Genomic DNA, 15198 nt, shown 5'->3' with positions numbered 1-15198 from the left:
TTTATTTTCCTATCTTGGTGGTGGTCCTCCAGGTCCTCCACCTTTTCCTGTTTGTTTTTCCTCCTTAAATATTACACCATTAGGAGCTACTTTCTGTTTTGACGGATCTGCAATTTTTATTTTTTGTCCGTCTTTCAATCTCTCATCCGCAACAGTAATTACTCTTTCTCCTACTGATACTCCTGATTCTACAGCATAAAAAGAATCATCATTTATTCCAATTTTAACTTCCCTTTTTGAAACTTTGTTGTCTTTTCCTACAACAAAAGCGTAATATTTACCATTTTCATTAATAACAGAGCTATATGGCAGTTTTGTTACATTTTTACTTTCTTTGTAAAAAATTGTTGCCGTTATTGTAGCACCTGGTTTTAAACCTTTAGTTTCATTTATTTGGATTTTTACAGTAGTATTACTTTCATCAAGTGTTGAGCTTTTTTCAGCCACTCCAGAAATTTGCAAAACAGATCCTTCTATTTTCTCTCCGTCCGGCAATGAATCTGAAGTAATCTCAACTCTTTGTCCAACTTGAATATTTTTTACCTCATTGTCTGAAAGGCTTACCTCTACCCTCATGTTTGTTGAATCCGATACTTTAAACAAAGTCGTTTCAGTATTTACACGGTAATTTTCATCTGCAGTCATTTCTGTAATAACACCATCAACTGGACTTGTTATTTCATCTTTTATAAGCGACAGATCTTCCTGCAATGTAGCCAGTTCTAATTTTGCTGTCTTTAATGATGTTCTCGCATCTTCAATACTGGCCTTCTGCTCACTGTCAACCGTATCCAAATCCAGCCTTGAATTTCTTAGATCCTTTCTTGCATTGTCTACATTAACCCTTGTTTCTCCACCAACTTTATACAATTCTTCAGCATTATATAAATCTCTTGATTTTTGCTGAATTTCCAAACTTTTAGACTCTTTCTTTCTTCTAAGTGACCCTTGGGCATCAACCAAATTTCTTTCATATTTTTTAATTTCTAAATTTTTCATTTGTATTTTTCTCAAAGTCTCATTTTTGTCAACTGGATAAAATGTCAAAACTACATCGCCTTTTTTTACATTATCCCCTTTTTTAAAGAACACTTTGTTTACTCTTTGGCTTGAAGTTGTAAATACTGAAACCGCATTATCTGATACAACTTGTCCATTTTTTGAAACTGATAGCGAAATATCTCCCCTATCAACAGTTGTCACTTCATATTCAGGCTCAGCTTCTTTTTTTCCGCACGCAACTGCGGCAAACAATATTACAGCAAATATTGTCATAAATTTATAAAAATAATTTTTATTTTTTGACTTTTTCCTCTTTGATTCAATAGTTTTAACTATTTCAGAAAATTCTGTATTTATTTCCACAAAATCACCGCTTTCCTAATTTTTATTTTTATTTTTTACATTAATAATCTCTATTTATAATATTTTATTTTTTTAGTAAATGCCGCAAGTTCATTTTTGGCGGTTTCATAGTCTATCACAGCTTTTTTATAGTTATTCCGCTTTTCCACGTAGTTGGAATATGTGTCAACTCCCAGTTCGTATTTCTTAGCATAAATTTCATATTCTTTTTTCTTAATATTCATTGTATTTTGAGCTGTCAGCTCATTTGTCTGGTAAGTCGTGTAAGTTATCATCTGCTGTCCAGCATTTGACACTAGCTCATTTTTTTTCTGTTCATACTGCAGTTTTAATTTATCTGCTTCATTCTTCAAATCCTCAAGAGTATCATTGTGTATTTTGAAAGTTTTTGACACAGATAACCCAACAACAACAGAATGATCCTTTAACGAATATCCAATATCTCCTGATAATTTAGGATACTTATAGTCAATATTTTCCTTTCTTAACTGTTCATTGTTCAGCTGTGAATTCAATTCTATTGTTTCAGCTTCTGATAATCTAAGAGCATAGAAATCATCCTTTTTCAGCTCAACTTTTTTCAAGTCATCAAGTTTCTCTTTTTCAGGCAAAGCAACATTGTAAACTGTAAACCGTTCCCCTAGAATCTGCAGTTCCCGTCCAAGATTTTCATATTTGAGCTGAGAATTTTCATATTCTGTTTTTGCCAGCTCATAGTCATACTGCGTCGCCGTTCCCAGTTCCAATTTTTTAGTCTGAATAGTATAATCTTTTTTAGTATCTTCTAACGTAAGTGCTTCCTGCTCAATTTCTTTCTGCTTATTTTTATAATTTTTGTATAAATCTATCAAATCACGTATTTCTGAATTTTTTGTAGTTTCATTGCTAATTTTCTGTATATTTCGTGAAATTTGATTAGTTTTTTTATTATAATTAACATCACTATACCCAAAATAATCATTTAAAGTTTTAGAAATACCAATTTTATTTTCTGTAAGTTCACTGCTTCTAAAATTATATGCATTTCTATAATAAAACATCCCATACTTTACATTATTTTGCATAGTTAGACCATTTGCTACTCCGTGTAATGTATAATTATTGTCTGAAGTTACACTAACTTCATTCCACTCCCCATTTTTTAAAGCTCTGTCCTTTATATCAAACTTTCTCATATTTTTTTCATTAATTTTTGTCGTATACGAATTTTTTTCATACTCAGAAATCAAGTCATCCACATTAACTGCAAACCCTACTACACTAAACGTGAATAATGCTGATAAAACCTGTATTTTTCTATTTTTAAAATTCAAAAATATCTTAACCATGTAATCTCCTTCCCTCTAGAATGAACAGCTTATTTTTATCAAGATTTATTATAACACCTATTTCATAGAATATCATTTTTTTTTGACAAATTTATGTCATTTTTTTAAATTTTTTATTTAATTAACCTTAAAATGAATCGATTATTTTTTTATATTTTTAAGTACTAAATTTGTTTAACAATGTAATTTATCAAATTGTATAGTCTTTGAGTATTTAAATTAGTGATTTTAAGATAAAATTATTAAACAAACTTAATTTTTAAAATATTGAAATATAATAAATAAAATGATATACTTTTATAAAATAAGCAAGATTTATAATTAGTTTTTAATAAAAAACAGCAACATAAATTAAATGATATAAATTGGAGGATGATTTAATGGAAAAATCAGCATTTTATCATAGAACTGAATCTGAATACGCCTACCTTTATACAGAAGATGAAATTCACATTAGACTAAGAACTAAAAAGAACGATGTTGCTCAAGTAATACTTCTCTATGGAGATACAGCTCTATTTGACTTTACGCAAGATTATCAGTATCATATTTCAATGTCAATAATTACAAGCGATCTTTGTCACGATTACTGGCAAGTCAGTGTAAAAGTTGATTATCGTCGGATTTCATATTTATTTGAAATAATAGGCACAGATGGGGAAAAAGTATTTTTTGGTGATATGGGAGTTGTTGAAAATCAGCCATATCAGTACCAAGCTGGGGCAAATAGTTTTAAAATACCATATTTACATGATTCTGATAGGGTAAAAGTGCCTAAATGGGTTCGAGAAACTGTATGGTATCAAATTTTTCCAGAGCGTTTTGCTAATGGAAATCCTGAAATTTCCCCCATAAATAGTTTGGCTTGGGATACAGATATTTCGCCTAAGCACGATGATTTTTTTGGTGGTGATTTGTATGGGATACTCCAAAAACTTGACTATTTACAAGATTTGGGTATTACAGGTCTTTATTTCTGCCCTGTATTTGAAGCTCCAAGTAATCATAAATACGACACTGTCAATTATTTTGAAATTGATAAGCATTTCGGAGATAAAGAAATTTTCAGAAAATTAATTGAAGAAGCTCATAAACGAAATATGAAAATTATGCTGGATGCTGTTTTTAACCATATTGGAAATCATTCAGCACAATGGCACGATGTTATAAAAAATGGAGAAAATTCCATTTACCGTGACTGGTTTTACATTCACAGTTTCCCAGTTTATACAAACACAGAAAAAATTCCAGATATTCACCATTACTTAAATTACGACACCTTTAAATTTAGTCCAAAACTTCCTAAACTAAATACTTCAAATCCTGAAGTTAGACAATACCTGCTCGATATTGCAACTTATTGGATAAAAGAATTTAATATTGATGCATGGCGACTAGATGTGGCAAATGAGGTTGAACATCAATTTTGGAAAGATTTTCATAACACAGTAACAGCTATTAAACCAGATATTTACATACTCGGAGAAATCTGGCACAATTCACATACGTGGCTAAATGGTGATGAATTTCACGCTGTAACAAATTATCCTCTTGCTGCTAGTATAAAAAATTATTTTCTAACAAAGACACTTTCAGCAGAAGAATTTAAGAATCAGATTAACAGCCAACTTATGTATTATCGTCAACAAACTAATGAAGTTATGTTAAATATGCTTGACTCCCACGATACCGAGCGTATCCTCACTACAGCCAAAGAAAATCATAATGCCGTTAAATCTGCACTAGTCTTTACGTTCCTGCATTTAGGATCTCCATGTATTTATTATGGTACTGAAGTCGGTATGAAAGGTGGTTCAGATCCTGATTGCCGTCGAGTTATGCCTTGGGATGAAAATAAGCAAGATACAGAAATGAAAAATTTTATTAAGAAATTGATTGCTTTAAGAAAAGAGTACATAAACTGGATTATTTATGGAAAACGAAACATTGAAATCCTTGAAAATAATATTTTGCAAGTTACAATTAATTATAATAATTTTAAGCTTACTATAAGCTATAATAACACAAGCAATATTATTAAATTGGAAAATACAAAAAAAATTCTTTTAAGTAATTCTAAACTTATTTCAGAAGATAGCACTATTCTTCTTGAACCTGATACCTTTGCAGTGCACTTATATTAAAACAAACTTAAGTTTTAGATTACCAATTTTAAATCAAATTTTAGAAAATTCCTCTTGTACGAGAGGATTTTTTATTTCAAAAAATTCAAAAGAAAAAAATAAAGATAGAATAAAAAATTTCTTACTCCATCTTTATTATTATAATTTGTTTTGTTTAGTTAAATTTTATAATTTAATTCTTGAACTAGATTTTCCTAAAACTATTAAAACTTATAAAGTTAATTTTAAATTGCATTTACTAAAATGCTTGTTAGTCCAGAAATTTTTACATTTTTCCCGTCTACGTTTACATTTTTTTCTGTATCAGATAAATTATGTAAAACAATTACTGATTTATTTTTATAAGTCCTTTTATATGCTAATATCTGGTTATCATTAACATTTACTATTTTTAAATCACCATATTTCAAAGCTTCATTTTCATTCCTTAGAGCTATCCATTTTTTGTAATAATTGTATAGTGAATCAGGATTTTTCTTTTGAACTTCCAAAGAAGGTGTATTTGTATTATTTTTTATTTCTTCCCAGTTTGTCTGTCCTACTTCACTTCCCCATAAATAAGGTTCTCTTATTTCTTCATCAGGTTTGCTTCCTTTCATTCCCAATTCTTCTCCATAATATATAAACGGATTTCCAGATAAGGTTAATAGTATTGAAGCTACTAATTTTTGATGCCTTAAATCAAGTAAGCTATTCGCAATTCTATTTTGATCATGATTTGTTAAAAATGGTGCATCAATATAATTAGATGCGACTTTTCCATAAGTTTCATATATTTTTGATAATTTATCAGAAAAAATCGTAGCATCTTGGGAATTTATAGCTTCGGCTATACCGTTTTCTGATATTCCAAAATCAAAATTTGAATCAAAGGCTGTATAATAAGGAGCAATCTTATTTGTATCATTCCAAACTTCACCTACAATATAAATATTCGGATATTCCTTTTCAAGACTGTTTCTAAATTCCTTCCACCAGTTTATATTTTCCTTTTCCAAATCAACCTTTTCAGGATATTCCCCTTCACCATATATATGATACGCTCCATCTATTCTATAACCATCTATTTTAGCTTCACTAATCCAATATTTTGCAATCTTTTTTACTTCTTCTCTGACTTGTTTATTACTGTAATTTAAATCAGGCATGCCTTCCCAAAATATAGCATAATACTGCTCTTCATTATTTAATTTATTCCAACTTTTATGATCCATTGCATAAGAATTTAGATTTAAAGACTTATCATTGTTTTGGGCTACTCTATAATAAGACTTATATTTACTGTCTTTATTCTGAACCGCATCTTTAAACCATGGATGTTCCTTGCTTGTGTGATTTACGGGTAAATCAAGAATAATTTTTATCCCTTTACTATGTGCTTTTGAAACTAGATTTTTCAAATCTTCTTTTGTCCCGTATTCTGGATCAATGGTATAATAATCAGTTACATCGTATTTATGATAACTAGGTGATTTAAAGATAGGAGTTAGCCATATTCCCTGTATCCCTAATTCCTTTAATTCATCAAGTTTATCAGTTATTCCTTTAATATCTCCTATTTTATCATTATTACTATCTGCATAAGATCTTACAAATATTTCGTAATAAACTCCTGATTTTTCAATTTTACTTTTTTCAGTATTATTAAAGTCTTTTATATTTTTATTGTGACATGAAAAAATACTTAAAATTAATGCTGCTATTAATAAAATCCACCTATTTATTTTTTTCACAGATTTAACTTCCTTTCGTTTTGGAAAATCAAGATTATCCTTTTGAAGCTCCAGCTGACAGTCCAGCTACAATATTTTTCTGTAACAGTACAAACAATAAAGTTATCGGTATCGCAACAAGTATTGCTCCTGCCGCGAATAATGTATAATTACTATTATTTAGCCCTGAAATCCATTCAAAAAGCCCTACAGCTAATGTCTTTTTCTCTGGACTCAAAAGAATCATTTTTGGAAATATAAAATCAAACCAAGGTGCAGTAAAATTAATTAATGCAATAAATACTAATATCGGTTTTGCCACTGGCATAATTATTTGAAAAAATGTTCTTAAAGGTCCTGCTCCATCAACTCTTGCCGCTTCATCCAAGCTCGCAGGTATTCCATCAAAATATCCTTTTGCAAGCCATGAATTGTATGGAATTTGCCCTGCTATATATATTACAAGAAGTCCTAAATATGTATCAACCAAATTAAGTCTTTTTAAAAACGCATATATTGCAGTCATTGCTAAAAACGATGGAAACATTTGTAATATAAGAACTGTTACCATTGTCTGCTTTTTCCCTTTAAATTTGTATCTTGAAAAAATATACGCTGTTAACGTTGTTATAAATAATGAAATTATCATATTTACTACCGCTATGAAAAGGGTATTTAAATACCATCTCGGATAATCTGTTTTAAATAGTTCTGCATAATGAGCAAAAGTTATCTGTTTTGGAAAAATGTCAGTTCCAAATATTGAAGTACCAGGTCTAAGCGATGCTCCTACAATCCATATTACAGGAAATATTACAATAAGTGATATTACAACAAGCAATATGTATATAAAAACAGTTAATATATCAAATTTTACTTTTTTTTCTGCCATTTTACAACACCGCCTCCTGATTAAATGTTTTAGATCTTGCCAATGTTAATAAAGATATACTTGCTACAAATAAGAATATAAATATAGTTACTGTTGCTGCTAAACTAAATAAGTTATTATCCATTGTAAGTTTATATATCCAAGATACTAATATGTCGGTATGTCCTGCATATCTTAGGCTAGAATCTGCTGGAAGTCCATTTGTCAACAGATAAATTGCTCCAAAATTATTAAAGTTAAAAGCAAAAGTCAATATCATTGTAGATCCTAGTTGAATCCACAACATTGGAAATGTTATATTTTTAAATTTTTGCCATTCAGTCGCTCCATCTATATCTGCTGCCTCATATAACGAACTCGAAATATTAGTCAATGCTCCTGATATTAATACCATAAAATATGGTGCTCCTAGCCAAGTATTTACCAATATTGCGATTATTTTTGCACCTGTTGGATCAGTCAAAAATGGAATATTTGTATGCAACAAAGCATTTATCGGTCCTAATCCATTAAACATAAGTCTAAATACTAATAACGATACAAAAGAAGGAACTGCATAAGGAAGTATGAATATTGCTCTCCAAAGCCCTTTAAATTTTATTCTTCTACTGTTAGTTATAATTGCCAAAAGTAATCCTGCCGCAAAATTAAATATAGTAGTTAAAATAGCCCAAACTAGAGTCCATCCTGCAACTACAAAAAAAGTTTTAGATAATTCTTTATATTTTATAAGTCTTACGAAATTATCAAATCCTACCCAATCAAACAGATTTTTAGGTGGAAGATGATCTGGTCCTGAATAGTTTGTAAATGCTATCAAAACTGTCAAAAGCATAGGAAAGAATACAATAAAAATTGTTCCTAAGGCTCCTGGTGTTAAAAATGTTGGCATAAAAAATTCATCCATTACATAATCTCTATATTTTTCACCTTTTGGTAAACTATTTCCTGCATCAATGAATTTTCCAAGTTTTTTTGCATCTTTTAAATTATATACATAAAAAATTGTAAACAAAATTAATATTATAAAAAATAAAGCACCATTTACCAAATAATCAAGCGAATTGTCTCCAGCTGTAGTTTTAAATATAGTTCGTACTTCAGGTTTATCTCCCAAACTTACAAATTTGTAAAGTACATTGCTAAATAAACCTGCTAAAAGTATTCCTCCCATTAATAAATGCATTATAACAAAAAGAACTCCCTTAACTATATGTCCAGCTAGAAATTGCCCAGCTCCCGGTAAAAGTGCCGAAGCTATTAAAAATTTCTTTTCTTTATTCATTTTACTTCCACACTTTCTATATTTATTTTGTGTCTAAATATCTTAAAATCATACAAAAATTTTAAATAATAAAATTATTTTAGCCAAACTACTTCTTATCTTAAAGTTCAAAAAGCAGTTTGACTATATATTGTTTATTAAATCTCTAACTAAAAAGTTTTTTAATTTATTATTTTATTTTTTTGTTGCTGCAACTTGGTCTTTAATTGCTTTTACAGCGTTATCAAGTGCAACTTTTGGTTGTGCTTTTCCTGCCCAAGCATCTCCTAAAGCAGCTCCCATTGGTGTCCATACTGCTCCCATTTCAGGTACTGATGGCATTGGTTCAGCAACTGAAATTTGTGCTAAGAATGCTTTTGAAATATCATCAGTTGGTTCAAAAGTTTTTAATGGAGGAATTTGCCCTGTCATTTCAAATCTTTTTTGAAGCATTTCTTTTGAAGAAGCAAATTGTAAGAATAACACTGCTGCTTGTGGATATTTAGTAGTAGAATTAATTCCTAATATTCTTACACCTGAGAATGATTTAGGTTTTTTACCATTAATTGTAGGTAATGGTACTACACCGTATTTTACTTTAGAATCTTTTAAATCACTCAAGAACCAAGGTCCATTTATCACTGCTGCAACTTTTCCTTCATTAAATAATGCTTTTATAACATTTCCATTTACATCTTCAGCTTTATCAGCAGAAATTTCTTTTAATTTTAACATTGCTTCAAGTCCTTTTACAGCACCATCATTATTAAGTCCCATATCGTTAACATCTGTTCCATTTTTAAACACATAACCTCCGTCAGCTGAAAGGAATGCGTAAGAAAAATAGAAATTCGCTGGTTCAAATAAAATTCCAAATTTTTGTGCACCTTTATTAGTCAATGATTTTGTAGCTTCAATTAATTTTTCAAATGAATCAGGTGCTGTTGGTAATAAGTCTTTATTATAGAACAATGCATAAGTTTCCATTGCTAAAGGTACACCATAGTGTTTGTTGTCCATTGCTTTAGATCCACTTACAGCTCCTGGATAAAAATCTTGTTCCACTTTATTTACCAATTCAGGTACATCATCCAATGTGAATAACAACCCTGCACTTGCAGCTGTTCCTATATTATCATGCGGGAAAACTACCAAGTCAGCAGCTCCAGAATCTGTTTTTCCTTCAGTTTGTAATTTTTTTACTACATCTGGTGCTTCTACATTTTCATAAGTTACTTTTACATTATATTTTTTTTCAAATTCTTCAGCTACATATTTTATCCAATCTGCTTCTTTTCCTTTAGATTCCCAAACTTTTAAAGTAGCTCCATTTTCTGGTTTTATTTCTGTCGCTGGTGCAGCTTGTCCGCCTCCATCTGTTTTTTCAGCTTCTTTTTTTCCACAAGAAAGTAAAATCATCATAGCTGAAATAATTAAAAATATCTTTTTCATTTTTATATCCTCCAATTTGTTTTTAAATCAATAATTTTTTATTAGAACCAAACTTCTGTTTGAACTCCAAACAATACTCCTTTATTATGTCCTTTACCATCTAAGTCTGTTCTTATGATTTTCTTATCTCCAAAACCATGTCCATAAGTTACAAATGCTCTAATTTCAGGACGTCCCCAGAAGTTTCCTGTATCAAGTTTCAAAGTAGGTGCTACTGTTAATTTGAATAGTCCGCTATCATAGTTTGTTTGTCCTTTACGAACTTTTACATAGTCAATTCCTGTTTCATATTGCATAGCAAAATGACTTGTTATTGGATTAGCAACTCTTACTCCTGCTGTTACCCATTGTTGTCTTTGGTCTTTTGTTCCCCAGAAGTTTTTGTCATATCTGTACCCTAATTCAGGCATAATTTGCCATCTGTCTGAAAGATTTGCTTGTCCATATGTGATTAAGTTTACAGACACAGCATCTTTTCTACTGTCTCCCCACGAAGTAGCACTTCCAAGTCCACTTGCAGAACCAAGTCCTACCCCACCTTGCAATACAATTTTAGAAAATCCATTATCTTTAAATCCATAGAATCCTGGTAAGCTATAAGTAATTGCAGCTTGTGTCCCCCATTCAGCTATATCTCTGTCAGTAGAATCTGATCTCATTGTATGTCCTGCTAATTCAAATGCCCAAGAACCTACTGAATATTTAGTGTGAAGTGTATATTCAGGATGTTTTCCAGGATCTGTTGCTATTACTGCAACATCAGCTGTCCCTGAACCAAGTTTTATGTTTTGAACCCCTGCTCCTGTTCCTGAGAAGTCTTTAATATAATAATCATTTATATGAATGTCTTCTCTAGCATAATATCTTTTCCCAGCCCAATATGTTGCTCCACCATTTGGTGTTATATCAACATAAAATTGTCTAGTTTTAAATGAATCATTTTCAGAACCTGGATCATTTGGATTTGCTGAAGACCATGTTTTATAGTCGTTTCCTGAACCTGCTTTTGTTGAAAACATAAAATGTACTGATCCTTGTGCTCCGTTTACATCAAATTTTTTCACTAATTCCATTTCTGCATATGTATCATCTTCATTACCAAGTCTATATTTTTTTGCAAATCCTTCATCTTGCACTTTGAAAGCAGATCCTTTTTCACCTTGTTGATCTATAAGAAGTCCTGCTCTCCCATAACCATGAAATTCAAATCCATCAGTTAAACTTGCCATACTGAATGCTGGTGCAGGAGCTGGTGCTGGTACTTGTTTTTCAGCTATTTGTTTTGTTAATTCCTGTTTAGTTTCTCTTAATTCTCTTTCAAGTCTTTCAACTCTTTCTTCCAATGATTCGGCATTTACAAATGAGCATGCCAATAAAAATGCTGTTAGTGCTAAAAGTAATTTCTTTTTCATGATAAAATCCTCCAAAAATTTTTATTTTATATTTATTAAATTTAAAGTTAATTTACAAAATAAATTTAGATTGTTGTGAATTGTTAATTTATATTTTTTATTTGTTAAAATTATTTATTGAAGTTCAACACGTTTGTTTTTCTTAAAATGTTAAAATCCTATTCCTTTTAGTAAATTAACTTTTTGTTAGCTATTTATTTTAGTTTATTATATACGTTAACTTCTGCAAAAATCTAATTATTTTAAAATTAAATAAAGCAGTTACAATATTTTAATTTATAAATAAATTGTGTTAACCAGTATTTTATAAACTTATGTTTTCTTCTGTTTGTGCATCAAATATGTGTGCTTTTGAAGTATCAAATCTAAATATTTTTTTCGTTTTGCTACTTTTAATTTGCGTAAAATTTGAATTTAGTCTACAAGTAAATTGCTGATCATTAAGTGAAAAATAAATATATTCTTCATTTCCCATTTGTTCTACAACATTTATTTCTCCCTCTTTTGAAAAACTGTCCTCTACTTCAGAAACTGTTATATTTTCAGGCCGTATTCCAAATACAACTTTCTTTCCAATATGGTTTTTCAATTTTTCAGCTTTCTCACTTGCAATTTCAATTTGTGTTCCATTTAAATCGATGTAGACTTTTCCTTCTCTTTCCACTAATTCACCATCTATAAGATTCATAGTAGGGGATCCAATAAATCCAGCTACAAACTTATTAGCAGGATAATGATATAGATTTAAAGGTGTATCAACCTGCATTATTCGTCCAGATTTTAATACTGTAATTCTGTCACCCATAGTCATTGCTTCAACCTGATCGTGAGTAACATATATCATCGTTGTTTTAAGTTCCTTATGAAGCTGTGCTATTCTTACACGCATTGAAACTCTTAATTTAGCATCCAGGTTTGATAACGGTTCATCAAACAAAAATACTTCTGGTTCTCTCACAAGCGCTCTTCCAAGTGCAACCCTTTGTCTTTGTCCTCCTGACATTTCTTTAGGCTTTCTGTCCAAAAGATCTGTTATCTCAAGTTTTTCTGCCGCTTCTCGTACTCTTCTGTCAATTTCATCTTTTGGTGTTTTTTTCAATTTTAGTCCAAATGCCATATTTTCATAAACTGTCATATGAGGATACAAAGCATAATTTTGAAATACCATGGCTATTCCTCTATCCTTTGGTGGAACGTCATTTACTAGCCTGTCACCTATATATATTTCTCCACCAGTTATTTCTTCAAGCCCTGCTACCATTCTTAGTGTAGTTGATTTTGCACATCCTGACGGCCCTACAAATACCATAAACTCGCCATCTTCTATGTCTAAGTCTATGCCGTGAACAGCTTTAAAGCCGTTTGGATATTGCTTTTCAACTTTTTTTAATACCACTCTTGACATTAATACTCCTCCTAAAACTTAAATAATACTTTTTTTATCCTTTATGTTCTAAGTATACCTTAATTTTTTCTATTGTCAATACCTATACGTAAATCTTTTTTTAAAATTTTTAATTTCATTCTTTAAATCCTCTTATAAATACTGAAAATACGGCTTTTTTTTCTAAAATATTTTTTATAATTACAAATATTTTAAAAAATTACTATTTTATTAGTGAAATAATCTTTGATTTTATATTTAGCATTTTTAATTATTTAATCTTATCTCGCAAGTTGTTAAATTTATACTTTAAAATTCAACATACATTCTATTGAAAATATAGATTTACAATTTCACACATTTATTATATAATAATCTATAAAATAAATTATCAGGTTAAGAAAAGGAGTATTTTATTATGGCAAGTTACAAAAATTTTGACTTCAAAAAATTATATTTTCTTGTATATATTGCTTTAATTTTGCTAGTGGTGTTTATAGCTTTTAAGCTAGGAATATTTTTATTTCCATTCACAATAGCATTATTTTTGTCAATCTTAACACGTCCATTTACAAGATTTTTAGAAAAAAAATTGAAATTATCAAAAAAACTTTCAACAATAATTTCCATTGTAACATTTTTAATTATATTTTTTGGAGCAATTGGATGGGGGTCATTAAAGTTAATAAGTGAAATCTACAAATTATCACAAAATCTTAACAATTACAGCGAGATGGCACAAAAACTATGGTCTGACAATATGACAAAAATCGATACTTACTTAGGAAATTTCCCCTCAGGTTTTACAAGACAGGTAAATGATACTATAAACAGCTTTATTTCATCAGGTTCTGCACGGCTTGGAATATTTATAAAAGGATTGATAAATTTCATTACTTCTATTCCAACGTTGATTTTATATATTTGTATAACAATTTTAGCAACTTTTTTCATAAGTCTTGACAGAGATAAAATTGTAGCTTTTTTAGAACAACAGTTGCCAAAATCTTGGCTGGATAAGGTTTTTAATATTAAAACAGACATGTTTACGGTTCTTGGCTCTTATATAAAAGCTCAGATTATCTTAATGACAATTTGTTTTTTTGAACTTTTAATATGGTTAAACTTGTTATCATTCCTAAAATTAAACGTTCCTTATCCTTTACTAATGTCAATTATAATTTGTCTAATCGATGCTTTACCAATTTTAGGAGCAGGGACAATTTTAATCCCATGGGCTATAATTTCTTTTGCTTTAGGTGATATTAAATTAGGAATTATGTTAATAATAATCTATCTATTTGTTTTATCAGTGAGACAAATGCTAGAGCCAAAATTGGTAAGTCAAAACTTGGGAGTTCATCCATTAATCACACTGATTTCAATGTATTCAGGTTTTAAAATTTTTGGAGTAATTGGATTTCTAATAGGACCTGTTGTAATGATTATTTTAAAAAATGTATTTTCAAGAGAATTGGAAGTTGGATTTTTTAGGGATATTTTTAGTGATTCCTCTGACAATATTCAAAACAAAATACATAAAGAAAATAAAAAGAGCCGCAATTAAGCGACTCTATTTTTTTATTTGAAAATAAATTTATAATTTTATGCTTTTTCAGCCATCATATCCTTAACTTTCATAAGCCTTGTGATGCTTGATCTTTCATTTTCATCAAGTTTCATCTGAATATAACGGATTGTTTCTTCAAGCTGTGGAATCGTCATATATTCCAGCGCGTTTACACGCCGTCTTGTTTTTTCCACTTCATCTGCCATAAGCTGACATGCCTTTTCGATTTCTGCCAGTTCCAGCAAGTCTTTCATTACCCGATTCAAGCCATCAACAGCATCATCTAAATCAGCAGATGTTTGAGCATATCCATAAGGATAAGATACTTCTGCATTTTCCATATCTCTATTAAAAGTCATTGTTGGTACAATTACACTCATTACATTTTTAGTTTTTATATTTGCCAAAAGTTTATCTTCCGAATATGCAATAGCATTTTCAAGCATTTCATCAGACATTACTCCTCTTGCAAGTAAAAAATCCTTAAATGAATTTTGTAATTTTCCTTCCACTTCTTCACGCAATTTTCTATTTTGTTTTATTAAAATAATAAATTGACGCATAAGTTCATCTTGCTTGTCCTTTAACAGTTTATGTCCACTTTTAGCAGTTTTTAGACGTATTTTTAAACGGCTCAGCTCCATTCTTGTAGGATTTACATTTAATCTTGCCATA

General features: G+C 29.9%; 11 protein-coding genes. 2 read left to right on the top strand and 9 right to left on the bottom strand.

What is annotated here, in order from left to right; genetic code table 11:
• Positions 1–9: 9 nt before the first annotated feature.
• Positions 10–1365: an efflux RND transporter periplasmic adaptor subunit gene (locus tag BQ5344_RS06725; RefSeq protein WP_071124669.1), complete on the bottom strand. Its 1356-nt coding sequence runs from the start codon at positions 1363–1365 to the stop codon at positions 10–12.
• Between the two features lie 50 nt (positions 1366–1415).
• Positions 1416–2693: a TolC family protein gene (locus BQ5344_RS06720; RefSeq protein ID WP_071124668.1), complete on the bottom strand. Its 1278-nt coding sequence runs from the start codon at positions 2691–2693 to the stop codon at positions 1416–1418.
• A 380-nt stretch (positions 2694–3073) separates the two neighbouring features.
• On the opposite strand from BQ5344_RS06720, the gene BQ5344_RS06715 reads away from it, so the two are divergent.
• Positions 3074–4837, top strand: coding sequence for a glycoside hydrolase family 13 protein (locus BQ5344_RS06715; RefSeq protein WP_071124667.1), 1764 nt, complete (start codon positions 3074–3076; stop codon positions 4835–4837).
• 224 nt (positions 4838–5061) lie between these two features.
• Here BQ5344_RS06715 and BQ5344_RS06710 read toward each other — a convergent pair whose 3' ends face one another.
• The 6 genes from BQ5344_RS06710 to BQ5344_RS06685 form a co-directional block, all read right to left on the bottom strand.
• A complete protein-coding gene (locus BQ5344_RS06710) occupies positions 5062–6570 on the bottom strand; it encodes an alpha-amylase family glycosyl hydrolase (RefSeq protein WP_235846128.1) in 1509 nt (502 codons plus the stop codon).
• 34 nt (positions 6571–6604) lie between these two features.
• The gene (locus BQ5344_RS06705; protein ID WP_021769418.1) at positions 6605–7441 is read right to left on the bottom strand and encodes a sugar ABC transporter permease; all 837 of its coding nucleotides are present in this window, start codon (positions 7439–7441) and stop codon (positions 6605–6607) included.
• Position 7442: 1 nt separating this feature from the next.
• Entirely contained in the window at positions 7443–8726 is a 1284-nt protein-coding gene (locus BQ5344_RS06700; RefSeq protein ID WP_021769417.1) for a carbohydrate ABC transporter permease, read from the bottom strand.
• 174 nt (positions 8727–8900) lie between these two features.
• On the bottom strand, positions 8901–10157 hold the full coding sequence (locus BQ5344_RS06695) for a sugar ABC transporter substrate-binding protein (RefSeq protein WP_071124666.1): 1257 nt from the start codon (positions 10155–10157) through the stop codon (positions 8901–8903).
• Between the two features lie 41 nt (positions 10158–10198).
• Positions 10199–11569, bottom strand: coding sequence for a carbohydrate porin (locus BQ5344_RS06690; RefSeq protein ID WP_071124665.1), 1371 nt, complete (start codon positions 11567–11569; stop codon positions 10199–10201).
• Between the two features lie 304 nt (positions 11570–11873).
• Positions 11874–12974 (bottom strand): ABC transporter ATP-binding protein, encoded by a 1101-nt coding sequence (locus tag BQ5344_RS06685; RefSeq protein WP_071124664.1) that lies wholly within the window; start codon positions 12972–12974, stop codon positions 11874–11876.
• A gap of 397 nt (positions 12975–13371) precedes the next feature.
• Here BQ5344_RS06685 and ytvI point away from each other — a divergent pair, with 397 nt between their 5' ends.
• On the top strand, positions 13372–14520 hold the full coding sequence (ytvI, locus tag BQ5344_RS06680) for a sporulation integral membrane protein YtvI (RefSeq protein WP_071124663.1): 1149 nt from the start codon (positions 13372–13374) through the stop codon (positions 14518–14520).
• A 38-nt stretch (positions 14521–14558) separates the two neighbouring features.
• Here ytvI and BQ5344_RS06675 read toward each other — a convergent pair whose 3' ends face one another.
• Positions 14559–15197 carry a V-type ATP synthase subunit D gene (locus BQ5344_RS06675; protein ID WP_021743256.1) on the bottom strand — a complete coding sequence of 213 codons (639 nt, stop codon included), beginning with the start codon at positions 15195–15197 and terminating at the stop codon, positions 14559–14561.
• Between the last annotated feature and the right edge of the window lies 1 nt (position 15198).

The organism is Leptotrichia massiliensis (genome assembly GCF_900104625.1).
Lineage (GTDB): Bacteria > Fusobacteriota > Fusobacteriia > Fusobacteriales > Leptotrichiaceae > Leptotrichia > Leptotrichia massiliensis.
The sequence above is the reverse complement of the archived record's forward strand: the minus strand, read 5'-3'. Positions and strand labels throughout refer to the sequence as shown.

Bases quoted from the DNA above. Each gene is read 5' to 3' on its own strand.
- BQ5344_RS06720 (WP_071124668.1), bottom strand. From the start codon at position 2,693: ATGGTTAAGATATTTTTGAATTTTAAAAATAGAAAAATACAGGTTTTA.
- BQ5344_RS06715 (WP_071124667.1), top strand. From the start codon at position 3,074: ATGGAAAAATCAGCATTTTATCATAGAACTGAATCTGAATACGCCTAC.
- BQ5344_RS06705 (WP_021769418.1), bottom strand. From the start codon at position 7,441: ATGGCAGAAAAAAAAGTAAAATTTGATATATTAACTGTTTTTATATAC.
- BQ5344_RS06700 (WP_021769417.1), bottom strand. From the start codon at position 8,726: ATGAATAAAGAAAAGAAATTTTTAATAGCTTCGGCACTTTTACCGGGA.
- BQ5344_RS06695 (WP_071124666.1), bottom strand. From the start codon at position 10,157: ATGAAAAAGATATTTTTAATTATTTCAGCTATGATGATTTTACTTTCT.
- BQ5344_RS06690 (WP_071124665.1), bottom strand. From the start codon at position 11,569: ATGAAAAAGAAATTACTTTTAGCACTAACAGCATTTTTATTGGCATGC.
- BQ5344_RS06685 (WP_071124664.1), bottom strand. From the start codon at position 12,974: ATGTCAAGAGTGGTATTAAAAAAAGTTGAAAAGCAATATCCAAACGGC.
- ytvI (WP_071124663.1), top strand. From the start codon at position 13,372: ATGGCAAGTTACAAAAATTTTGACTTCAAAAAATTATATTTTCTTGTA.
- BQ5344_RS06675 (WP_021743256.1), bottom strand. From the start codon at position 15,197: ATGGCAAGATTAAATGTAAATCCTACAAGAATGGAGCTGAGCCGTTTA.